This is a genomic window from Ruminiclostridium sufflavum DSM 19573, from assembly GCF_003208175.1.
GTDB classification, from domain to species: Bacteria; Bacillota; Clostridia; order Acetivibrionales; family DSM-1351; genus Ruminiclostridium; species Ruminiclostridium sufflavum.
Genome location: NZ_QKMR01000006.1, coordinates 178,513 through 201,921, shown reverse-complemented (window position 1 = coordinate 201,921; position 23,409 = coordinate 178,513). Strand labels below are relative to the sequence as shown.

24 protein-coding genes are annotated in these 23,409 nt (G+C 37.7%); 8 read left to right on the top strand and 16 right to left on the bottom strand.

Annotated elements, in window-relative coordinates; genetic code table 11:
* Positions 1–119 precede the first annotated feature (119 nt).
* The gene (locus LY28_RS07125; RefSeq protein ID WP_110461482.1) at positions 120–731 is read left to right on the top strand and encodes an accessory gene regulator ArgB-like protein; all 612 of its coding nucleotides are present in this window, start codon (positions 120–122) and stop codon (positions 729–731) included.
* Positions 732–911: 180 nt separating this feature from the next.
* Here the strand turns inward: LY28_RS07125 and LY28_RS07120 are convergent, their stop codons facing one another.
* From LY28_RS07120 to LY28_RS07105, 4 genes are all read right to left on the bottom strand, one after another.
* Positions 912–1,514 (bottom strand): hypothetical protein, encoded by a 603-nt coding sequence (locus LY28_RS07120; protein ID WP_110461481.1) that lies wholly within the window; start codon positions 1,512–1,514, stop codon positions 912–914.
* A gap of 639 nt (positions 1,515–2,153) precedes the next feature.
* Positions 2,154–2,840, bottom strand: coding sequence for a DUF4956 domain-containing protein (locus tag LY28_RS07115; protein ID WP_110461480.1), 687 nt, complete (start codon positions 2,838–2,840; stop codon positions 2,154–2,156).
* A complete protein-coding gene (locus LY28_RS07110; RefSeq protein ID WP_110461479.1) occupies positions 2,822–3,571 on the bottom strand; it encodes a polyphosphate polymerase domain-containing protein in 750 nt (249 codons plus the stop codon). Before LY28_RS07110 ends, LY28_RS07115 begins: the two co-directional genes overlap by 19 nt.
* A 568-nt stretch (positions 3,572–4,139) precedes the next feature.
* On the bottom strand, positions 4,140–5,681 hold the full coding sequence (locus LY28_RS07105) for a carbohydrate-binding domain-containing protein (RefSeq protein ID WP_110461478.1): 1,542 nt from the start codon (positions 5,679–5,681) through the stop codon (positions 4,140–4,142).
* 335 nt (positions 5,682–6,016) lie between these two features.
* Between LY28_RS07105 and LY28_RS07100 the strand changes: the two genes are divergently transcribed.
* Positions 6,017–6,697, top strand: coding sequence for a response regulator transcription factor (locus LY28_RS07100; RefSeq protein WP_110461477.1), 681 nt, complete (start codon positions 6,017–6,019; stop codon positions 6,695–6,697).
* A 153-nt stretch (positions 6,698–6,850) separates the two neighbouring features.
* On the opposite strand, the gene LY28_RS07095 is transcribed toward LY28_RS07100, so the two are convergent.
* A complete protein-coding gene (locus LY28_RS07095) occupies positions 6,851–8,056 on the bottom strand; it encodes a M24 family metallopeptidase (RefSeq protein ID WP_110461476.1) in 1,206 nt (401 codons plus the stop codon).
* Between the two features lie 104 nt (positions 8,057–8,160).
* Complete coding sequence (locus tag LY28_RS07090) at positions 8,161–9,366, bottom strand: transglutaminase-like domain-containing protein (RefSeq protein WP_242981176.1); 1,206 nt, start codon at positions 9,364–9,366, stop codon at positions 8,161–8,163.
* Between the two features lie 477 nt (positions 9,367–9,843).
* Between LY28_RS07090 and LY28_RS07085 the strand changes: the two genes are divergently transcribed.
* Entirely contained in the window at positions 9,844–11,937 is a 2,094-nt protein-coding gene (locus tag LY28_RS07085) for a glutamine synthetase III family protein (RefSeq protein WP_110461474.1), read from the top strand.
* A gap of 95 nt (positions 11,938–12,032) precedes the next feature.
* Here LY28_RS07085 and LY28_RS07080 read toward each other — a convergent pair whose 3' ends face one another.
* The 7 genes from LY28_RS07080 to LY28_RS07050 all read right to left on the bottom strand — a co-directional run bounded on the left by LY28_RS07080 (position 12,033) and on the right by LY28_RS07050 (position 17,446).
* Positions 12,033–12,566 (bottom strand): 2-oxoacid:acceptor oxidoreductase family protein, encoded by a 534-nt coding sequence (locus LY28_RS07080; protein WP_110461473.1) that lies wholly within the window; start codon positions 12,564–12,566, stop codon positions 12,033–12,035.
* Between the two features lie 3 nt (positions 12,567–12,569).
* On the bottom strand, positions 12,570–13,316 hold the full coding sequence (locus tag LY28_RS07075) for a thiamine pyrophosphate-dependent enzyme (RefSeq protein WP_110461472.1): 747 nt from the start codon (positions 13,314–13,316) through the stop codon (positions 12,570–12,572).
* A 23-nt stretch (positions 13,317–13,339) separates the two neighbouring features.
* A complete protein-coding gene (locus tag LY28_RS07070; RefSeq protein ID WP_110461471.1) occupies positions 13,340–14,398 on the bottom strand; it encodes a 3-methyl-2-oxobutanoate dehydrogenase subunit VorB in 1,059 nt (352 codons plus the stop codon).
* A 115-nt stretch (positions 14,399–14,513) separates the two neighbouring features.
* Complete coding sequence (locus LY28_RS07065) at positions 14,514–14,720, bottom strand: 4Fe-4S dicluster domain-containing protein (protein WP_110461470.1); 207 nt, start codon at positions 14,718–14,720, stop codon at positions 14,514–14,516.
* Between the two features lie 227 nt (positions 14,721–14,947).
* Complete coding sequence (locus LY28_RS07060; RefSeq protein ID WP_110461469.1) at positions 14,948–15,628, bottom strand: hypothetical protein; 681 nt, start codon at positions 15,626–15,628, stop codon at positions 14,948–14,950.
* Between the two features lie 86 nt (positions 15,629–15,714).
* On the bottom strand, positions 15,715–16,485 hold the full coding sequence (locus LY28_RS07055; protein ID WP_110461468.1) for a tRNA threonylcarbamoyladenosine dehydratase: 771 nt from the start codon (positions 16,483–16,485) through the stop codon (positions 15,715–15,717).
* Positions 16,486–16,597: 112 nt separating this feature from the next.
* Positions 16,598–17,446: a hypothetical protein gene (locus LY28_RS07050; protein ID WP_110461467.1), complete on the bottom strand. Its 849-nt coding sequence runs from the start codon at positions 17,444–17,446 to the stop codon at positions 16,598–16,600.
* A gap of 301 nt (positions 17,447–17,747) precedes the next feature.
* On the opposite strand from LY28_RS07050, the gene LY28_RS07045 reads away from it, so the two are divergent.
* Complete coding sequence (locus LY28_RS07045) at positions 17,748–17,936, top strand: ferredoxin (RefSeq protein ID WP_110461466.1); 189 nt, start codon at positions 17,748–17,750, stop codon at positions 17,934–17,936.
* Between the two features lie 92 nt (positions 17,937–18,028).
* Here the strand turns inward: LY28_RS07045 and LY28_RS07040 are convergent, their stop codons facing one another.
* Together LY28_RS07040 and LY28_RS07035 are read right to left on the bottom strand one after the other, a co-directional pair.
* Positions 18,029–18,427: a TM2 domain-containing protein gene (locus LY28_RS07040; RefSeq protein WP_110461465.1), complete on the bottom strand. Its 399-nt coding sequence runs from the start codon at positions 18,425–18,427 to the stop codon at positions 18,029–18,031.
* Positions 18,428–19,001: 574 nt separating this feature from the next.
* Positions 19,002–19,340, bottom strand: coding sequence for a helix-turn-helix domain-containing protein (locus tag LY28_RS07035; RefSeq protein WP_110461464.1), 339 nt, complete (start codon positions 19,338–19,340; stop codon positions 19,002–19,004).
* A 263-nt stretch (positions 19,341–19,603) separates the two neighbouring features.
* Here LY28_RS07035 and LY28_RS07030 point away from each other — a divergent pair, with 263 nt between their 5' ends.
* Positions 19,604–19,756, top strand: a complete 153-nt coding sequence (locus LY28_RS07030) for an aspartyl-phosphate phosphatase Spo0E family protein (RefSeq protein WP_110461463.1) — start codon at positions 19,604–19,606, stop codon at positions 19,754–19,756.
* A 98-nt stretch (positions 19,757–19,854) separates the two neighbouring features.
* Positions 19,855–20,949: a redox-regulated ATPase YchF gene (gene ychF / locus LY28_RS07025; protein ID WP_110461462.1), complete on the top strand. Its 1,095-nt coding sequence runs from the start codon at positions 19,855–19,857 to the stop codon at positions 20,947–20,949.
* 110 nt (positions 20,950–21,059) lie between these two features.
* Here the strand turns inward: ychF and LY28_RS07020 are convergent, their stop codons facing one another.
* Positions 21,060–21,524 carry a chemotaxis protein CheW gene (locus LY28_RS07020; RefSeq protein ID WP_110461461.1) on the bottom strand — a complete coding sequence of 155 codons (465 nt, stop codon included), beginning with the start codon at positions 21,522–21,524 and terminating at the stop codon, positions 21,060–21,062.
* 463 nt (positions 21,525–21,987) lie between these two features.
* Here LY28_RS07020 and LY28_RS07015 point away from each other — a divergent pair, with 463 nt between their 5' ends.
* Positions 21,988–22,191 carry a DUF896 domain-containing protein gene (locus tag LY28_RS07015; RefSeq protein WP_110461460.1) on the top strand — a complete coding sequence of 68 codons (204 nt, stop codon included), beginning with the start codon at positions 21,988–21,990 and terminating at the stop codon, positions 22,189–22,191.
* Position 22,192: 1 nt separating this feature from the next.
* Entirely contained in the window at positions 22,193–23,362 is a 1,170-nt protein-coding gene (locus LY28_RS07010) for a class I SAM-dependent rRNA methyltransferase (RefSeq protein WP_110461459.1), read from the top strand.
* Positions 23,363–23,409 lie beyond the last annotated feature (47 nt).

Here is a 23,409-nt window from a genome sequence, read left to right as displayed (position 1 = left end):
GACACGTATTTACATATTTTTTTATTTATGGTAATATTCTTTTAAATCATTTTACATTTACTGATAAGGTTTGTAAATAGTTCTTTTTTATTTTACATTTATTTTACAAAGGAGACAGAATGAAAATACTTCATAGATTGGCATATATAAGTGCAAGCTGCATACAAAGGAATAACAACAGCAGCCATATAAACAGACGTATACTCTATTTCGGATTTCAAGCCATTTATGGAGACTTAGTCAAGTTAACGGTTATTATATGTATAGCTGCGATATTGAAAGCTCTTTTACCCGTATTGACACTTACATTGGCATTTGCACTGCTCAGAAGATATGCAGGCGGTTTCCATATGAGTACCGAGTTGAAATGTATATTCGCATCGGTATTCTCCTTTGTCATACCGGGGACAGTAATAAGTATGCTTAATTTTGAAATAAGCACTGTCCTGTCGGTAATTATAAGTGTAATTATTTTTTTAATATGCCTGTTCCTCGTAGCTAAATATTCTCCTAAAGACTGCGTAAACAGACCTATAGACGAAAAGGAGGCAGTAGTATTCAGAAAAAAAGCAATCAGAGACTTAATTCTTCTGTTTATGCTGTCAATTCTTCTGTTGCTGTTAGGTCAGCCCACTTTGTCCGCAGCAATAATTACTGGAATTGCAATAGAGATTTTTACTGTTATCCCAATAGGCTATAGATTTTTTGAGCTAATCAATTCTTTACAATAAAACGCAAATTTATTAAATACTATTATTTATGCTTATAACCTTCGAGACCGCTATCAATAAGCCTTGCTTGAATCTGCAAAAAAAACACCTGCTTTCAAGGCAGGTATAGCTTTTTGTCAGCATATTTTATTTTTTCCGTTCTTGTATTCTTGCATCCTTTGTAGCCACATACAGTGGTTTTCAGCTTAATTCAACCGCCTTATACAGGCAATCCTCAAATTCCAGAAAATTGTCAAGCAAATTATTGTTATGCCACAAGCTGATTTTGAAATTCAAGTCATCAATTTCTCTATAAATGCTCCTCTTTATCTTAATGAGCTTTTCCGCCCTTGAAAACTCACTTTTGTAAAAAACAAGATTTTTTATCTCATCTTTAAAGGTTTCCAATTTCCCTTCCTGATCAACATACCATCCTAAATCCTCTGTAAGCCTTTCAAATTTTTTTTCAATAGGCTCTATATATAAAACAAACCGCCAGGATTTACCGTCAGCTTTTCTGAAATTAAGCACCAGGCTGTTATCCTTTCCTTTTTCCTCCCATAATGTCAAGGTAATTTGAGGACTCTTAGCGGAAATATTTTTTTCCCCTCTCTTTTCTATCACAAAACCATTTGAAAGACACCTTTTAAAATCCTTAAACATATTTGCCTTATATGCTTCCAGTTTTTTATTATATGCATCGTAGATTCTGATATTTTCAATACTTATTTGACCTAGCTTTTCTTTGTACCTCTCAATATCCGGTATTGCTGTGTTATTATCAATTAATCCTTCCCATCTCATTAGTGTTCCTCCCCCCGGTATGCAATAATGGAAAACCATTATATGATATATATGTTATTACAGATACGAATTGAAAATATGAAAACTACTTAAATCACCGGTCTTTAATAACCCCTGATAATTAAAAACCCTTCCTCCGTTATATTCTTTATCGGTAATAAAGGCGTAACTTATTACAATAAGTTGTATTTTTCTTTAAGCTCCTACATATTTACTTCTTTTATGACCTTTTTCAAAGATTCCTGTCTGCTGCTGCAGTGTATGCCTGTGCAAGGCAGAGGTTCCCCCTCAGATGCTTTGCCAATACTTTTGCTGCGCTTTTAAACATATCCCATATTCTAAAAACACTACAGTTTTACGATAAGCATTATCGTAAAACTGTAGTGTTTCCTATAAAGATCAATTATTATCGGCCATAGCTTGGTTTTGAGGCTGAAGCCCAAACTGCGTTCAAAATCAGCTCAAAAGCTTAATCCGGCTGAAAAGACGATATATCATCCCTGATATAAACATCATCGCGAGGGCTTGAACTGTAATTGACTTTATGAACCTGTCGGATAAAATATAGAAATATTTATATGTGATATAATAAAATTTGCACTTATACTTGATAAAACAAATTGTATTATGCTGCTTTCATCAATTATCTCCTGGTTCTGCATTCATTGCAAGAATAATATTAAGGTTTCCGTTTCTGCATCTTAATTCATCCATAAAGCTCTTTTCATTCATATCGTTTTTAATTGTCACATTGTACACTAGCTCATAAAGCGTACCCAAATCAGTAGTTTTAACCTTCTTTAGGTCATGATTTACAGTATATTTTTCGAAAACCTCATCAAAGGCTCCATGATAATCCAAGTCTTCAGGTATTATTATTTTTAATAATTTATAAGTCGAATCCTTTGCACCAAAATTAACTTTTGATAAAATAAACATAATTATGCATAATAATATTGTGAAGAACGCAGCATACCCATAGCTTCCTGATCCGCATGCAAGACCTGCGGCCATCGTAAACAGCACATAAGAAATATCCTTAGGGTCTGTGGCATTACTTCTGAAACGAATTATTGAAAATGCACCCGTAAGTCCAAATGCTCTTGCAATATTACTTCCAACCATCATAATTATAATTGCTATTACACACGGTATCATAACCAATGTCAGTGAAAAATTTTGTGAATATTGCCCTTTAACATGAGTTTTTTTATAGGTAAAGCTAATAATTAATCCTAATATAAAAGCTGAGATAAGTGCTGTAGCCACTCCAAATAATGTCATTTCAGAAGTATCAGCTCCAAACTTTAATAATTCATCAAACATTCATTTTCCCTCATTTCTAGTTGTTTTTTTAGCATTGACTTATATTCAGTTCCATACTTTGAAAAACTTGTTCTGTATAGTTTATACTCACTTAAAATTTTAACGAGCCACACCGGAACACATTTTTCAGCCTTAACCTCCATAAGCCATACATCATCATCAAGCAGCTTATTGCCGTGATCACCTGCTTCAAGCCTTAAATCCTCTCTTCTTGTACGGATATTAGTATCAAAGGTTAATCTTAAATCCCTATTATCTATGGCAAAAAATGCCTGCCTGTCATACGCAAGATAAAGCTTGGGAGTAAGATCATAAACCTTCAAAAAATACTCCAGTTCATTAAGAACCTGCTGATTCATATATTTTTTAAATTCTGGTTTTTCGCCGGTATTGACAAATTCATAGGCTTCCTCCAAAACTAGCTTTGTTCTTCTTTTATTTACCATACCATTTACTTTTTTCTTGATTTCCAAATAGACCTTGTCTTCCATAGAAGGTACTCCATAAGCCCTTAATCTTAATTTTTCCTTGTATTTAGGCTTTGCCAATGAAGTTCTGATAAGATGGTTATCACGGGTGTCGTAATATAAATTGCTTATTGTATAAAATTGATGAGTTTTATTATATTCATCAAGCTCCATATATTCCTTTAATTTCCTCGTAAGCATCTCGTAAGTTTCACTATTTAACAAATACTTGTTTTCATGTCTGTTAAACACCTCTATAGCCAATTATTACACCTCCTTTCCCTAGTAACATTCTACCTATGCAACCTTAAACGAACCTTAAAAAATAGCAATTTATCTAATAAATGTTATTTGCTGTTAAAACATTGTTAAATTATACCTTAGAAAAATACAAAAAAATAATAATCAAATTAACCTTTTTGTTGTTTGCTGTAAAAATTATTAATAATCTGCAAAAATGAGAATTAACTTATTACCTTTGTAAGTCTTAGCCTATACATATTATGTAATCCCCAAGAAAATTGCTAACAAGAATATTCAATATTTGTACCGGGCTTAGCTGAGCACACAGCACAAAAAAATCCCCTGATTTATATAAAAAATCAATTACTATCGGCTGAATAGACGATTGCATCGTCAGCGATTGCATCGGTCGATAGTTTGGATTTGAGGCTGCTGAAGCCCCCTAAAGTCAAAATTAGCTTAAAAGCTTAATTCGCGTGAAAAGACGATATAAATGTCGTTGCGAAGGCTTTAACCGTAATTGACTTCAGTCATAAATCAGGGGAACTATCTATATCACTGCTTAATATGAATACAGGCATGCTTGCAGCTACATTCCCCAGCCGGGAAATCCTCCGCCTCCGCCTCCAAAAATAGTGCCTCCTGCACTGGTAACCATTGTACTTGTTGTAAATGTCTTTGTAAGCGTGCCGTTAACATACAAGGTATAGGTCTGTCCTTGAACCAGCAGCGGAGAAGTAAACAGCAGAGTGGCACCTGACTTTTTAGCCGTAAAACCATATATCTCTGTTCCCGAAGCATTTTTAATGCTCACAGCCGCATTAGCAGCTGACGGACCTGTCAGAATAGCCGAGCATTGTGTGGATGTAGCAGCTGTTGGAGAAGAGGTACATCCGCCGACAGCTGCCAGGGTTCCCCCGGTTATTGTAAAATTGTTAGTGTCACAATCTGCACAGCCATCCGGATTTCTGCCCCCGTAAATAACAGCATTGCCTCCTGTTATGGTTATTGTTCCGTTTGAGTCATAAGGATCAGTTCCTGCAAGTATTTCAAGGTTTCCGCCGTTGATAATTAATTGCTTTCCGGCGCATAAACCATCTTCGCTTGCTGTAATATTAACAGTACCGTTATTAACAGTAACAACTGTCTTGCCTTCAATGCCCTCATATGCTTTTGTAACTGTAATTGTACCGCCGTTAATAGTCATGTCCAGCTCGGAATGTATTGCATCATCACCTGCTGATAGTGTAAGACTGCCGTCATCAATTATTATATCACCGTCAGTATCGATGCAATCTGACGCTGCTGTGATATTTAATGTTCCTCCGGTTATTTTTATGGTATCATTACAATGGATTCCGTCTGAAGGCGCAGATTTAATAATAATATTTCCGTTTTCTATTTTTATATCATCATCGCCTGATATACCATGTTTAAAGTTAGCCGTAATATTTAAAGTTCCGGCACCTTTTATTTCCAAATCATCATTGCTTGAAATAACAGCCTTAGCTTCGGCATTAGCCGCAGAATATGTCTTTGCATCAGTCAGGCTGTTTGTTGAGCCTTTTTCAATTGTAATAAATCCCTTGTCGGCATTCTGAAAAAATATAGCCGGACCATTTGAATTTGTTATGCTGCAGCCATTCAAGCGAAGCTTAACCTTTTCAGTGGTATCAACATAAATCATTCCGTTTGCCAATGTGCCGACAACCTCAAAATCTCCTCCTGCCGTGATATTAACGGTTGTGCCGTTTACCGACGCTCCCGTTCCCGTACATGTTATCGTGCTTCCCAGACTGATTTTTCCGACGTTCTCCTTCCATGCATCCTCCGGATCAACCGGAACTACTGTGCCGGTGTCAACAGGAAACTTGGTTATATTCCCCAGCAGGTAACTCTTGAGCAGTGCAAAATCAATTGCGTCTACCGACCCGTCTCCATTCAAATCCGCAGCCTTTGTGTCATTGATAACGGTAACCCCTAAAAGACTGCTCTTCATTACGGCAATATCCAGCGCATCAACTCCCCCGTCTGAATTTAAATCCCCGTAGATTACCGCTGCATTTGCCAAAATGCTGCTGAAAACAAAGTTTCCTGCCAGCATTAATGCTAAAAAAATCTTTTTCTTCATGAATACTCCCTCCCACCACTTAATGGCATACCATATTATATATTATTTTACAAATAAAAACTTAAATGAAACTTAAAAGAAGCTTAAAAGAAAAAAAATAAATTATTTATTGACATATTTTTTAATATATAACATTATATATATTGAAGCTAATTACTTCACGATCATAAAATATTTAGACGATATAAATATCGTCTTTTCAGCCGAATTATGCTTTTAAGCTAATTTGAACGCAGTTTGGGTTTGAATTTGTTTTGACTTTAGGGGGCTTCAGCCTCAAACCAAGCTATCAGCCATAGTAATTGACTTTTAGTAATAGAAATGAGGTCTGAATTATGAATATTCTGCTTATTGAAGACAGCATTCCATCAACTGATTCTCTTGCGCACATATTTAAAAAAAATAATCATGCTGTTGACCGTACTGATAATATCGGAGACGGTTTATACCTTGCCCTGCTCGGTGCCTACGATATTATAGTTCTGGACACCTTGAACCATGCGGTGGAAGGGATTGCTCTGCTTAAGAGTATTAGGAAAAGCGGCTTAACAGTACCTGTCATTCTTCTTTCTATTCAAAGTGACATTTCATACAAGGTTATAGGGCTTGACAGCGGAGCAGATGACTATCTAGTCAAACCGTTTTCCACAGAAGAGCTGCTGGCGCGAATCCGGGCCTTGGGCAGAAGAAAAAACACTATTCTTTTAAACAGTATATTAAGCTTTGGTGATATAACCTTAAATACAAACAATTTAATATTATCCACAGAAAAGGGAGAGACCAGTCTTACCTGCCGTGAAAGTAAGCTTTTGGAATTTTTAATAATAAGAAAATGCATGATTACTTCAAAAGACATAATAATAGAAAAGATTTGGGGCTTTGATTCGGAAGCTCAGGCAAATCATGTGGAAGTATACATATCCTTTTTAAGAAAAAAATTAAGTGCCATTCATTCAGATGTAATAATAAATACTATCCGCGGATTAGGCTATAAGCTTGATATACCATCAAAATAAAAGGATTCCGTCTGAAAGGACGATAGGATATCACCGCAAAGGTTGAACCGTAATTGACTTTGGTTAAAAATTTATTATGCAATCCGGTTAAAATAAATTTTATACGGCTATACCCGTCTTGCATAATAAATCTGTTTTTAAAATTACTTATTTCTAAACAATAATAATATCCTTTTCTCCGCCTGTTATACACTGCCCTCCCTGATCCGTTACAATATATGTATCCTCTGTCCCTACCATTCCTACCCCGGCTACGCCCTTCTTTGGCTCAAGCGCTATAATCATATTTTCCTGAAGGGGACAAGTAAAGCCATTTGCAATAACAGGAGCCTCGTCAACATGAAGTCCTATCCCATGTCCCAGAAATTTCACTCTTTTGCCCTCAAAACCCATGAAATTTTTTAAAAAGTTCGGTTCCAAATCCTGCATGATACTGTTATAAATCTCAGCCGGAATATTTCCGGGCCTTAAAAGCTCTGCCGCCCTTTTCTCAACCTCAATGCACCCGCGATGCGCTCTTACGGCTTCTTCCGAAGGAGCCGCACCGAAAATGTAAACCTGTGTTCTGTCGGTATGGTATCCATGCATGCCAAACCCCACATCTATAAAGACCAAATCACCCTTTTTAAGAAGTCTGTCTCTGTTGCCTATAATAGGGACCGCAGGACACATACCTCTCATTCCTCCGGGGCTGTCAAAATTTGTTTCAACCAGAGAGCTTTCACCAAATCCAACCTGTCCCGCTATCATCTCCGTTTGAAATTGATAAAAACGCGTAACACCATGATAGCCCATCTTCAGCATTTTTTCATACAGCTCGGCAGTAAGCTCTATTTCGCTCATTCCCTCTCTAAGAATACCGGGAACCACTTCATCCAGCAATATTTTATGCTTTTTGCCTATTTCCTTCATCCAATATATCTCATATGGACTTTTGACCGCACGAACTCCAAAAATAATGCTGTCTGCCGGATGCAAAGTCTTTATACTAAAATATTTTTTAAATCTTTCAAGAATAGAAATAGTAAGGGTTTCAGTCTCAACCAGAGTATTCCCCAGCTCACTTCCCATGACCTGAGCGGCATCCCTATAGCTCTCCATCGGATAAAAGGCGCATACAGCCGAGTCCTTCAGCATCGATTCTTCTTTTGCCCTTTTGAAGCTTCTTCTTATAAAATACTGCGCCGTTTTGTTCCTTTTTATTACCAGCAAGCCCTCCTGCATTGTTCCTGTAAGGTAGTACTGGTTAATACGGTTTATAATAAGTGCTGTATCCCACTCAGGACAGCTTTTAGTCATAGCGGTGCACAAATTTAAAATCCTTGTTTCCAGCTCTTGCTTTGTCACTGTAGCTTCCATATATATGTTTTTCTCCCGTCCGTATTTATAATTAATATTATAAAATTCTTTATTAATATTAACACAAACTATTGCCTGTTAGCAAAATATTCGAAACGTACAGCCTACCATTCACCTTGAATCTTACTGTTTTTATGATCGAGCGAAAAATTGGCAGAATCAAAATAATCAGCACCGCTGGCGCCAAATGTAGTATCAACATTTACCCATCTTTTTTCGCTTTCGCAATAGAATTGATTCCATGCATGGTCTCCCCATGACATTCCGCTGTAGCCCAAACCTGTAACTAAATTTACCTTTATGCTGTTAGCCTTGCACATAGATATAAACAGGCTTGAAAAATCAAAGCAGATTCCCTTCCCTGTCTGGTAGCAGATTATTGTTCCAGAGTTTGTACTGCTGGTTTCCCTTGCAATCTTATCGGATTTTTCGTAATCATATGAAATATTTTTAGTTATCCAATCATATATTTTTCTGCATTTATCGTAATCATTCCTTTCATCCTTTGTCAGAAGAAGCGCAAGCTTATCTATTTCAGGCGTTGATTTTACGGCATCATCAAGGGTAACCCCGTTAAAATATTGAATAACCTTAATATTATAGCTGTCCAGTGTGTCTCTGATATTCTCGGCAATTTTAATATTTTTGCCGTTATTAATGTCAAGGCTGTTAAACCTGTCGTTGATAATTACAGGTATTTTCTTTGCAATATCAGATGCAATAACCGGTCTGAGGGCAGTATCATATACCTTATTTAAAATTGCCGATTCATCTATATACCGTGACAAACCGGGAACTGTAAAATAATATGAAAAAAAATAAAAAATAAAGCTTATCAATACGAGAGTTACAAATGCTTTTGGAATACTGCATATAAAGGATATAATCCTTCTTGCAGACGAACTCAGAGAGTTCATTGCCCTGTATAATTTATAGGCTAGATTGTCAAAAATAACAGCATAGAGAGGATATGTTATCAGTCTCAGGACAATAACAACTATTATCAGTACAATAGAAGCAATGCAAAGATACGTGTATATGTTATTTGCAACTAAGCTGGCCTTTACCGAGCCTGGCAGCAAATTGAATATATACGTAAAAGCAGAATTATTTCTGTCAAAAAGAATACCCCTCGTAATCAGCAAGGCAATTATTAGTGCGGCAATAAACTCAAAGCTATTTACAATTGAATAAAATCCACTTGATATTCTCTCATGGTTAAATGGTGTAAACAGTGATTTGACAAGTATTAAAATTACCGGAACTGATAATATAAGACTGACTGGGTTAAACACTAAGCTTATCAACATATTCACCTTTTAATATTGCACAATGTCAGTTTGAATATTTTCATTAATATTGTAATTATAGCACAAAAAATATATATTAATAATTTCCCCGCATATTTCTCTTGCAATTATTATGAAAAAATTGTATCTTTTATAAATGAGTGCTTATATATATTAATAACTCAATTTTCCCGATTGAAAATTGCGGTTGTTCAAGCTAATCAATAAAAAGCAGGCTTTTGGCGGCAAACCCTTGACAAGCTTGAGCGCCGGTATTCTTTTTATGTGGGAATACTGAGATAATAAGCATATAATTAAATCAGGATTTGATACCGGCACTATCCGTTTAGATTAATTTTAAAACAATTAGTTCCGGCCGGAAGCTTTTTAACTTGTAACAAAAGTCAATTATGCCTTGAAAAGGGTTGCATGTCTTTAGCTAGTAATTGACTTCGGTAATTAAATCTGTTTACTTAAATTTTATAATGAGGTGAATATATGAGTCAGTTAATTGAAATCTTTGGTTCAAACGTTTTTAATGATGCGGTAATGAGAGAGCGTCTTCCAAAAGCAACATATAAGGCCTTGAAAAAAACCATTGATGACGGTCTTCCCTTGAATCTGGAAATTGCAGAAGTTGTAGCAAGCTGTATGAAAGACTGGGCAATCGAAAAAGGGGCCACGCACTTTTCTCATTGGTTTCAGCCAATGACCGGAATTACAGCGGAAAAGCACGATTCTTTCATCAATCCCACATCTGATGGAAAAGTTATTTTAGAGTTCTCAGGGAAAGAGCTGATTAAGGGTGAAGCTGATGGCTCCTCTTTTCCTTCGGGAGGTCTGAGAGTAACCTTTGAGGCCAGAGGATATACTGCCTGGGATTGCACTTCACCGGCATTCATGAAGGGCAATACCCTTTATATACCAACAGCCTTCTGTTCTTATAACGGTGATACCCTAGACAAAAAGACCCCCTTGCTCAGGTCTATGGAATGTGTTTCTAAAAACGCACTCAGGGTTCTTCGTCTGTTCGGAAACAACACCGCTACAAAAGTAATAGCTACAGTTGGTCCTGAGCAGGAATATTTCCTGATTGATAAAAAAATGTATGACCAGAGAAAGGATCTGATATTTACAGGCCGTACCTTGTTCGGTGCAATGGCTCCGAAAGGTCAGGAAATGGATGATCACTACTTCGGCAGCATAAAGCCCCGAATTTCAGCTTTTATGAAGGACTTGGACGAAGAGCTCTGGAAATTGGGGATATCAGCCAAAACGGAGCATAACGAGGTTGCTCCTGCCCAGCATGAGCTTGCGCCGATATTTACTACCGCCAACATTGCGACAGACCATAATCAGCTTACAATGGAACTGATGAAGAAAACTGCCCTGAAGCACGGAATGGTATGCCTGCTTCATGAAAAGCCCTTTGCGGGAGTCAATGGATCAGGCAAGCACAACAACTGGTCTCTTTCAACAAATGACGGGCAGAATCTTCTGGAGCCCGGCAAGACACCCCATGAAAATGCTCAGTTTCTTATCTTCTTATGTGCGGTAGTCAAGGCCGTTGATGAGTATGCAGACTTGCTGAGATTGGCCGGTGCAAACCCCGGAAATGACCATCGTTTAGGAGCAAATGAAGCCCCTCCGGCTATTATTTCCATATTCCTAGGCGATGAGCTGACAAGAATACTTGAACAAATTGCATGCGGCGGGGATTGCTCATCAAGCATTTCAAGCAAGCTGAAGGTTGGTGTTACTACGCTGCCCACTCTCCGTCAGGATTCAACCGACAGAAACAGAACCTCACCCTTTGCCTTTACCGGAAATAAATTTGAGTTCAGAATGGTAGGTTCATCTGCTTCGGTTGCATCTCCGAATTTCTTTTTAAATACCATAGTTTCTGAGGTTTTAGAGCAATTTTCTGACAGATTGGAAAAAGCAGAGGATTTTAATACTGAGGTTAATGCAATAATTAAAGATGTATATGAGAAAAATGGAAGAGTCATTTTTAACGGCAACGGTTACTCTGATGAATGGGTTCTTGAGGCTGAGAAAAGAGGGCTTCCAAATCTGAAAAGCTATGTTGATGCCATCACCAGCCTCCAAGTTGAAAAAAATATGGTTGTTATGGAAAAGCATAAGGTTTTCAATCGTAATGAAATGAAATCCAGATATGAAATATCCCTTGAAAAATATATTAAATCTATCAATATTGAAGCTCTTACAATGCTGGAGATGGCTAAGCGTCAAATTTTGCCTGCTGCTGTCAGGTTTGCCTCAGAGGTAGCAAATTCAATAAATCAGATAAACAGCTGCGGTGTAGCCGCTGACATCAGTGCAAATACAGAATTGCTAAAAGAAGCTGCGGGCTTGACCTCTCAGCTGAAGAAAGAAATATCCGAGCTTGAAACTAAGCTTTGCAAGGCTCAGGAGCCGAATCAGAACAGCTACGAGCAAGCTGTATATTATAAGGATGTTGTATTTATTCAAATGAACAGCTTAAGAGCAGCAGCCGACAAGCTTGAATCCATCGTTGATTCCAGAATATGGCCGTTTCCTACCTATGCAGATATTTTATTCAATGTATAAAAGGAGAGCCTTCTGCTAAACCGGCATTGTCCTTTGCAAAACAAAATACCCGGTATGATATATAGTTATACATTATACCGGGTATTATTTATTTTTTATATATCATGACCCATAACAAGAGCTTTCATCTCATCAGGAATCATATAATGCTTCTTTTCCGGCAGAACCTTCTTGAGTGCGGCTTCGAAGCTTTCCTTTTTAACAATTCCGGTTTTGCCCAGCAGCTTTCCTAAAATTATGATGTTCGCATAGGTAAGATTCCCCATATCCGAAGCCATTTCTGTAGCGGGCACTCCGATAAATTCCACATCAGTTCTCATTGACCTGCCCTCAACTAAGGAGCTGTTTGTTATAATAAAACCGCCTTTTACAATTTTCTTTTCAAATTTCTCTAAGGACGGGCCATTCATAGCAATTAAAGCATTGGGATAATCTATTATAGGTGAACCAATAGGCTCGTCGGATATAACAATACTGCAATTGGCTGTTCCGCCTCTCATCTCGGGGCCGTATGAAGGTAACCATGAAACATGCTTTCCTTCAAGCATTCCGGCATATGCAAGCAGCTTTCCGGCAGACAATATACCCTGTCCTCCAAAGCCTGCAATTACTAAATCAAGCTGTTTCATACTTTACACCTCCAAATCCTTTCCCTTAAATACTCCAAGAGGATAATGCGGAAGCATATTTTCCTCCAGCCATTTAAGTGAATCTATTGGATTTATTCCCCAGTTAGTCGGGCAAGTAGACAATACCTCGACAATCGAGAAACCTTTTTTAGCCTTTTGAACCTCAAAGGCCTTTTTAATAGCAGCTTTTGTCTTTTTTATATTCTTGACATCATGTACGGAGGTTCTCTCTACGTAAGCAGCTCCCTCCAATGTGGAAAGCAATTCACATACATTGATTGGAAATCCATGTATCTCTGCTTTTCTTCCATAAGGAGAAGTTGTTGTCACCTGCCCCAACAAGGTAGTAGGAGCCATTTGACCGGATGTCATCCCATAAATGGCGTTATTTACGAATACCGTTGTGATTTTTTCTCCTCTTGCCGCCGCATGAACTATTTCAGCTGTCCCTATAGCAGCAAGATCCCCGTCACCCTGATAAGTAAATACATAATTATCAGGATTTACTCTTTTTATTCCGGTTGCTACGGCCGGCGCTCTTCCATGAGCAGCCTGAACCATATCACAGTTAAAATATTCATAATTGTTATATGCACAGCCGACAGGCGAAACACCTACCGTAATACCTTCTATATCTAATTCATCAATTACCTCTGCTATCAGTCTGTGTATTATTCCATGAGTACAACCGGGACAATAGTGAAGCTCTTTTTCTTTTAATGCATGTGGCCTTTTAAACACAGTTGCCATTTTTTACCCTCCATTCTTAAATTCTATTTATTTAAGATTTTCTTAATTTCATTTAAAATCTCTATCTGACTTGGAATAACTCCTCCGGTACGCCCATAAAAGTGAACAGGACATTTTCCGTTTACTGCAAGCCGCACATCTTCCACCATCTGACCGGCACTCAGCTCTACGCTCAAAAATGCCTCGGGTGTTTCCGCATACTTTTCGTAAGCAGCAGCCGGGAATGGGTAAAGGGTGATAGGACGGATTAATCCAACCCGTATGCCTTCATTTTCAGCCATCTTTATTACATTCTTAATTATACGTGCAACCGTGCCGTAAGCTGTAACAATTATTTCAGCATTATCGCAGTTATAGGTCTCAACCATGGCCTCATTTTGCTCAACCTGCCTGTATTTTGCCTGAAGCTTTCTGTTAAGTCCTTCAAGCACCTCCGGCTGTATATAAATAGATGTTATATCATTACTCTCTCTTTGCATCTTTGTACCGGTACAAGCCCAGTCTTTATCCGCACTGTATATTTCCTCTTTATCCTTAAACTCAACAGCTTCCATCATTTGCCCAAGCATACCGTCACCTAATATCATGGCAAGCATCCTGTACTTGTCCGCAAGGTTAAATGCATGAACGGTCAGCTCGTACAGCTCTTGAACACTTGAGGGTGCAAGAACTATGTTTTTATAGTCACCATGACCGCCGCCCTTGCATGCTTGAAAATAATCACATTGAGCAGCTTGGATACCTCCCAAGCCTGGTCCGCAGCGTACAATATTTACCAATACCGCCGGAAGCTCTGCGCCCGCGATATAAGAAATTCCCTCCTGCTTCAGACTTACTCCCGGGCTTGATGAGGATGTCAAAACACGCGCCCCCGCAGCCGCAGCACCGTAAACCATATTTATCGCCGCCACTTCGCTTTCTGCCTGAATAAAGGTGCCATTTACTTTTGGCATCACTTTTGCCATATAATGAGCAACTTCTGTCTGTGGTGTAATCGGATAACCGAAGTAGTGTCTGCAGCCTGCTCTTAAAGCGGCTTCTGCAATTACTTCATTACCCTTCATTAATAATTTTTCAGCCATTTCTTTCCCTCCAAAATAGTCATATCACCTATGACTCATAATTAACATATAAAAATTTATACTGTTTCATAATTAAAACCACGCCTAAAGGACAGTATTTGTGAATAAAAAAGATTTACTTCTCAACTTCGATAACGCAATCAGGACAAACTGTAGCACAGAAAGCACATCCGATGCATTTATCCATTTCCTCTACGCCGGCAGGATGAAAACCCTTCTGATTTAATTTATCAGATTTCATTATGACAATTTTTTTTGGACATACTGTTATACAAAGCTTACAGCCTTTGCATCTTTCCTCATGGAATATAACTTTTGCCATTATCAAAACCTCACTTATATTTTATTGATTTACAGACTTTTCCACATAAAAATATATCGGTCATCAACCTTATTAATGGTTTGTTGCCGAAATAAATGGACTAAAACTATTGTTTAATTATAAAACTCTTTATCTATATTTGCAAGTTTTGAAGAATAAACTTCAAAAATCATGAAAATAAAATAATTCCAGTCAATTAAAGTCAATTACTACCGGCCGATAGTGCCTTATCCCTTATCCCATGGAAGAAAAATCTGCTTTTTCATGGTTAATATTTCAGATCCGCTCAGCTCAAAACTGCCCAGCCCGTTTATCACCTCTTCCATTCCTGCCGTAATAGCTATTGGAAGCCCTGTTTTTTCCGAAACCTCAGAAATAATATCATTGCCGTGAAGTATGGTTTCAGGTGAGGTATCCCCCAGCAAATTGCTGTTATTAATCAGCTTTGTCACCTTTACATTTGCACCCTCTTCAATTAATGCAAGCATTTCATATATTTTTTCTGCCGTATCGGTCATGCCCCTCTTTGTGTTAATTACGAAAAACATTTCATAATCATCACCTGTTATCTCTTCCTTAAACCTTGAAACAGCTTTTGCACCCAGATCGTCGCCGCCGACATCAAGAACCACCTTGTATGACTTGTCCTGAAACAAAGAATATATCTCAGCAGGAATGGCAGGAATATCTACGTTCGTGTTTGCATATCTTGGCAAAAGCACCCGGACATTATTTTTTTCAAGCTCTTCTTTGGCATCAGCCGTTCTGAAATAGGGATTTATTATGTCGAAGTCAACAATTGCAGCCTTGTGGCCCGCTTCCGCCAGCCTTAAAGTATAATTTACAGCAACCTCAGTTTTACCGCTTCCAAAATGGCCTGTAAAAATATTTATTCGTTTTTCAAACATTTATTTTATCACCTCAGATTTTTATATACCATCTTTATGCCCTTTAAAGCATTTTTTATTTAGAAAATATTAGTACACACCTTGCTTCAGCCTGCAGTTCCTTCCCATCCGATTAAGTCCTTAATCACTTCCCCTGCTATAATCAGACCCATTACAGAAGGAACAAATGACAAGCTCCCCGGAATTTGATGCTTCACTGTGCATTTTCTTGCTGTTCCCTTAGGGCAGATACAACTGCTGCTGCAGCTTGAAGTTTCAGTTTCTACAGGTTTAACAGGTTCTTCCTTGGAATATACAACCTTTAAGCTTTTAATTCCGCGGCTTCTAAGCTCCTTCCTGACTACCCTTGCCAATGGATCGACAGAGGTTTTATAGATATCGGCCACCTCAAACTTAGTGGGATCAAGCTTATTGCCTGCCCCCATCGCACTTATAACGGGAATTCCAAGGTCATTTGCTCTTACAGCCAAATCTATCTTGGCCGTAACAGTGTCAATTGCATCAACAATATAGCTATAGCTCTTATCAATTAACTCTTCCGCAACATCCGGCATGTAAAATTTCTGAATTGTTGAAACCTTGCAATTTGGGTTTATATCCAGAATTCTTTCCCTCATGGCCTCTACCTTTGGCTTGCCGACAGTCTTTCTTGTTGCGTGCAGCTGCCTGTTTAAGTTGGTCAGGCAAACACAGTCATCATCTATCAATACAACCTGTCCAACTCCGCAGCGTACCAGAGCCTCTACGGTAAATGAGCCGACTCCTCCTATACCAAATACGGCTACCTTACTGTTTTTCAGCTTTTCAAGTCCGTCCGCTCCTATAATCAGTTCACTTCTTGAAAACTCATGTAACATTTTAATTACTCCCATCCAACACCTTTAAACAGCTTTTTGATAATAATAAGAATACACTAATTATATTCCTAAAACAAGTTTCTTCTTCCCGCTGTTGCAAAAAACCGGCCTATTATTTGCCGCTATTGCTTGTTTTACCGTTAAGATTATATTTTACAGTACTTTTTATCATATTCCTCTGATTATCTTTGGCTCTGATCTGCTGATTTAATTCACATATGCTATTAAGCCTCCAACCTATAAAATCATAGCTGTAAACATAAAAATTGCCGGTTGTGCCGATTGGTTTCCGGACACTGTCCGCATCACTGTTAAATACAATTTTGTCATTTGAGCAGCTTATTATTATTGTAACTGTTTTTTCATTTCCGGATATATTCAGCGGACAAACCTTATAAGAAAAGGCATTGTATTCTCCCTCTGGTGATATAAAAAATTTACTGAATTCACCATAGCCATAAATTATTTTCTCAATTTGCGAATTTTCCATATTATAGGAGTATACCGTTGTGTGTGTGTATTTTTTATCTTTTTTTCTTTCAGCATAAAAATAAAGCTTTTTCATATTTTTATTCAGAATCATGCTATAAAGCCTGTACCCTTCACCGCTTAGCTCTCTGAAACTGAACATATTCCGGATTTCCGGCAAGCTTGATTTATCTATTTTTTTAATTATACGCCGTCCTGACAGGCTATACGTCAGATTCAAGGAAACCCTGCCGTATTTATCCTCGGCAAGGTAAGCATGTAAATCAATGTCCGGAGAATTATTAACAACCTCTATTTCTTCTTTTTTTAATTCCCGGCTTATATATAAGCTGTTTTTTATATAAGAAGCGCCGATGTTGCCAATATTGCCGGCAGCTCTGTTTTTTTCCGAAGGCTTGCTAAGCAGAATAGCTCCGCTGATAACAAGTGAAAGCAATAAGACATACAGTATGGATAAATATAATTTTCTCATGTACTGCCTCCTCTAAAACATCTCTAATGTATTTTATACAAAAAAGGCAAATGTATTTACAAATATATTTCAACTGACAATTATTTTTTATATTATAAGCTCAACCTTCGCAGATAAATTTATTTTATGGTATATTTCCCTATTGATTTGGAATAATACAAGGCAGTATTATAAATTATTGAAGGTGTGAAGCCTCTTGGGGAAAAGCAGTCAGACAAGCTTAGCTGCATAATGCGGTTCTGCGGGTTACCCCTTTATTAAGCTGCTTTACATTAACAATTATTCAGAGGAGGAAAAAAATATGAGAGCGTCTGTTGACCAAGAAGGATGTATTGGCTGTGGGTTGTGTTTTTCAGTATGTCCTGCTGTTTTTATCATGAACGAAGACGGAAAAGCCGAAGCTATCGAGGATGACATCCCGGAAGAAAACGAAGGTGAAGCGGAAGAAGCCAGAGACGGCTGCCCTGTGAGTGTAATAGATATTGAATAAAAAAAGACCTTTTGGTCTTTTTTTATTTTTAACTCTTCAGATGTGTACAGCGCTGCTCATAGTTGGTTTTTGAAATCAAATTGCTGTCTCGGCTAATCCTTTAAGGCAACACCCTTTGCGTCAGTGTTGATAGTTCCCGATAAAATTAATATCCCTTCAATCAATCCCCATATAAAGGTTGCCCATGATAGAAGACCGCATGACAGAACTGTTATTAACAGCTGTGCAACACCAATTCCAATATTTCCTAAATAAAATCTATGAACTCCGAATACTCCAAGAAAAATGCCGAACAAGCCTGCCGCCAGCTTTGACTTCTGCTGACCGTAAATAATCAAATTCGCACCGCACCTCATACATACCTGAGCCATTGAATCCGTTGTCTCACCACACATCGGACAATAATTGCTTCCCTTTCCCACCGGAACTCCGCACGTTACACATATAGCAGCATGATCATTCATAACACTTCCGCAATTTCTGCAATACATAATATTCCTCCTGCCTTATTTTGATGTATATTATCCTCTTAATAATTTTTGGTTTTTAAAAATGCATTTCAATAAAGTATACGACAAATAAAGTCATATGTCTGAAAAAAAATAAATACAATGACAACACCGAATCAGCAGCTAATTTTACATACGCTAAAACACTGCACGCTAAATATATATTAATTTTTTAAAAAAATCAATAAAATCAAGATAAAATGATAAGAAAATCCGAAAATTTAATATAGTATAATATAACAGCGCCTCTATTATATTATTAAAATTAATTACTGTTGACAGCCTTCAGGACGATATTTTCATCGCCTTTTCAGGCATACTGCTTTTAAGCCGGCTTTCAATGCAGTTTGGGTTTGTATAATTTATTATGCTGAAGCCAGATGTGGAGATTAGCCTCAGAACCCAAACTACCAGCCGATAGTGCTTGACTTAAGGCAAAAGTTTTCTATTTATAATTATCGAAATCGCGGCTATATAATTGTATAAATTGATATAGGCTTATTTTCGGATTAAATTATATGAATAAGCTTTTTGTCTATTGTACTGGTTTAATTACTTACAGAGCTTTTCTGTTTTTACCCAATGTCCTTTCTTTAATATCCTTTGCCAGTTCAATATAAGTTTGATTATCCGGGTTTTGTATAAAACTGTTTATTTCCTCCGACAAATGGCTTAGATAGGGATTTCTAATATCATTTAAGCCGATCAAATAATCCACAGATACATCAAAATAGCTGGCAAGCTGCTTTAGCCTCGATATAGAAGGTTCCCTCTTATTGCCTACATATCCGTTAAAAGTTGGTGATTTAATATTCAGTTGTGCCGCAACTTCCTGTTGCTCCAGACCTTTCTCTCTTACTAATTGTTTTAATCTCTCCCCAACGGTAATTTCCATAAGCAGCTCCTTTCTTATTTTATATACAGTATTATTATAAATTTTCGCTTAAAAATTGTCAAACATTCCCTTTTAATAAGTTGCAAAGTGCATTTTAGTCAACAATTTTTTCTGTTATTATATTGACATAATTCATTTTGAATTTTATAATATATTCATGTGGTAATTCGTTCCATTTATGCAATTATATTGGTACAGCACTGTAACTTATCATGCAAGCTTAAAAATCATATAAACGGGTAGATGCGTGCAGGAGGTTTTGTATGCTAGAGGATAGGATTAACAAGCTAAGAGAAACACTTAATAGTGAAATAGAAAAATGTAGCTTAGACAGTGAATCAATTTTGACTCTCAGTCATGATCTGGATGAACTAATTACCGAATACTACAAGTATTCAAAAAACACGAAGGTTTAAATTGAGGCAAAACCTTATTGTTATTGCATTGAAAAATTATAAAGTGTATAATCTTTATGATGTTTTAATGTTTAATAACCATGAGAGGATAATTATAAATGAAACTAGGCATTGTAGGTCTACCGAATGTAGGGAAAAGTACTTTATTTAATGCTATCACAAAGGCCGGTGCGGAAAGTGCGAATTACCCCTTTTGCACTATTGAACCTAACGTTGGAATTGTATCCGTTCCGGATGAGCGATTGGATATGCTTGCTAAAATGTATAATCCTGAGAAAATCACTCCGACAGTAATCGAATTTGTTGACATTGCAGGTTTGGTTAAGGGTGCAAGCAAGGGAGAAGGTTTGGGCAACAAATTTCTGTCTCATATAAGAGAAGTTGATGCCATCGTTCATGTTGTGAGATGCTTTGAAGATGGAAACATCGTTCACGTTGACGGTTCAATCGGTCCTAAGCGGGATGTTGAAACCATTAATTTAGAGTTGATATTTGCCGACATAGAAATGCTTGAACGCCGAATTGACAGAACCAGAAAAATGATGAAATCCGGTGACAAAAAGTTCCAGTCTGAACTGGAGGTCTTTGAAGCAATAAAGTCTCACTTGGAAAGCGGCAAGCCTGCCAGATCATTGGCCTTCGACCATGAACAGCAGCAAATTGCAGATCAATTGTTTCTTATTACATCAAAACCGGTACTGTATGCTGCAAATGTGTCGGAAAACGATCTTTCCGAGCTTGCCGGCAACAGGTTTTTGTCTGAACTAAATGAGGTTGCTTCTTCCGAAGCTTCTGAGGTAATGGTTATTTGTGCCAAAATAGAAGAGGAAATTGCTCAGCTTGCAGAGGAGGAAAAGGCGGACTTCCTTGAAGCAATGGGATTGGAAGAGTCAGGTCTGGACAAATTGGTCAAAGCCAGCTACAAAATTCTCGGCCTTATAAGCTTTCTTACAGCAGGCCCGCAAGAAGTCAGGGCTTGGACAATTATCAAAGGAACAAAGGCACCGCAGGCTGCCGGTAAAATCCATAGTGACTTTGAAAGAGGCTTCATAAGGGCTGAAATTGTTTCTTATAATGATTTAATGAATTGCGGCTCGTACAATGCCGCTAAAGAAAAAGGGCTGGTCAGATCCGAAGGAAAAGAATATGTTATGCAGGATGGAGATGTTACCTTATTCAGATTTAACGTATAACTAAAGCTGATAGTAATTGACTTTTGGCAAACTATACAGCTTTGTTTATCAGTACTATATATAAAAGCGGTGCTTCCTTTTTGGCAAGCACCGCTTTTATTCCAAAGTCCTTATTCTTTATTTGAAATTACTTCTTTTACTTCCTGTACCTCTTGTGTATTTAGAATTTCATTCAGATCAATAATCGAAAACAGCTTATTATCCTTTTTCCCTATCCCCTTAATATACCTGTTTTTATTTACACGCAGGACAGCCTCGGATTTCTCAATTGCTTTTTCATTTAAGGTGACTATTTCCATAACATTATCAACTATAAACCCAAATAGCTGGTTATCATCCTCAGTAATAATAATTTTCGTTTTTGCAGTTATCTCAGAATCACCCATATTAAACCTTTTATTCAAATCCACGATAGGAACTACCTTGCCTCTTAAATTGTACAGGCCCTTAATATAGTCCGGCATTTGCGGCACAAGTGAGACCTCACCATACTTTTCAATTTTATAAACAATTGATGTATCAACACTGCATAATTCATCGTTCAAATTAAATATCACAACCTGTATGTCGGTCATTTCTTCAACCCCTCCAATAATTGTTTATTTAAATCCTGTCCGGTGTTCGCCTCTGCTAATATCAAGCCCTGCATAACTCACGCCGTTTCCGGTATAAACCCTCGGTTAAATGTACAAAAAGTCAATTACTACCGGTCAATAATCCGCCCTGAAAAGACGAGATAATATCCTCCCGAAGGCTTGAACCGTAATTGCCTTAGTCAAAGCTCATACTAAGCTTGAACCTTCTGATTATTTAAATTCTTTTAAATACATAATAACATAATAAATCGACTTTTTAAAGGAGATTATTTCTGATATAATAAGTTAACCCGTTGTGCCGGTTACGCTTGTACTGTTAGCTATCAGAAAATCACTGTATTTTAACCATGAGGACTAATCAACCGGCAGGGAAAAATACCGGCACAGGAAGCCATGCAAGTTTACGGATATAAAATCTTTATATAGAACAGGACGTGTTTTGATGGAAAAAAGCAAAATTGAAAGGCTGAACGAATTGGCAAAAAAATTTAAAGCTGGTACGCTTACAAGCTCGGAGCTGGCTGAAAGAGATGAATTGAGGAAAGAATATATTGCAGCTTTCAGAGCAAATCTGAAGGCAACCCTTGATAGTACTGTAATAGTTGACCAATACGGTAACAAAAGAAGTTTGAGAAAGGATAACTGATATGCCTAAGGCCTTTATTGCGAAAGGAAAAGAAAACAGAACAGAATACGGACATCCTTGGATTTTCAAGAGTGATATTTCTCATACGGAGGGAGATATCACTCCCGGTGACATAGTGGATGTATACAGCAGCAGGAACAAATTTCTCGGAAGAGGCTTCTATAATCCAAAATCTCAGATAACAATAAGGATGCTGACTTATGAGCATGAAGATATAAACCTTGATTTTCTGTACAGGAGAATAAGCGATGCATGGAATTACAGAAAGCAGGTCGCAGATATTAACAGCTGCCGTGTGGTCTTTGCGGAATCTGATTTTCTGCCGGCTCTGGTTGTAGATAAGTTTTCAGATATCTTGGTTATTCAGACTCTCGCACTTGGAATAGATAAATTTAAAAATGATATAGTAAGTATTCTTGATGAAATTATTCAGCCCAGAGGCATATATGAAAGAAATGATGTCCCGGTCAGGCAGCTTGAAGGCTTAGAGCTTCAAAAGGGCTTCTTGAAGGGTTCTTTTGATACTCTGGTCGAGATGACTGAAAACGGAGTAAAATTTCTGGTGGATGTGGAAAGCGGGCAAAAGACAGGCTTCTTTTTGGATCAAAAGGAAAACAGAGCTGCTATAGCTCCTTTCGTTAAGGGTGTAAAGGTTCTTGACTGTTTTACCCATACAGGCTCATTTGCCCTTCATGCGGGGCTTTATGGAGCAAAGAGCGTACTTGGAATAGATATCTCAGAGCACGCGGTTAAATGCGCAGCAAAAAATGCAGAAATAAACGGCTTGGCTTCCATAGTCAGCTTTCAGGCCGCAAATACCTTTGATATCCTGCGTGAATACTATGATAAAAATGAAACCTTTGATACAATAATACTGGATCCTCCTGCATTTACCAAGACAAGGAACACCGTACAGGGTGCCATAAGGGGCTACAAGGAAATAAACCTGCGGGCAATGAAGATTCTTAAAAGCAGCGGCTATCTTATAACCTGTTCCTGTTCACAGCACGTTGACTCAAGCTTATTTATGGATATTCTATATGATGCTGCTGCTGATGCCAGAAAAAAGGTACGTGTGGTTGAGTACAGGTCCCAAGCCAAGGATCACCCCGTATTACTTGCAGCACCGGAAACCGAATACTTGAAATGTGCCATTTTACAGGTGGTATAGAAATTCGAGGATATTGACTTTGTTAATGCTTCTGATCAGGGCTTGAC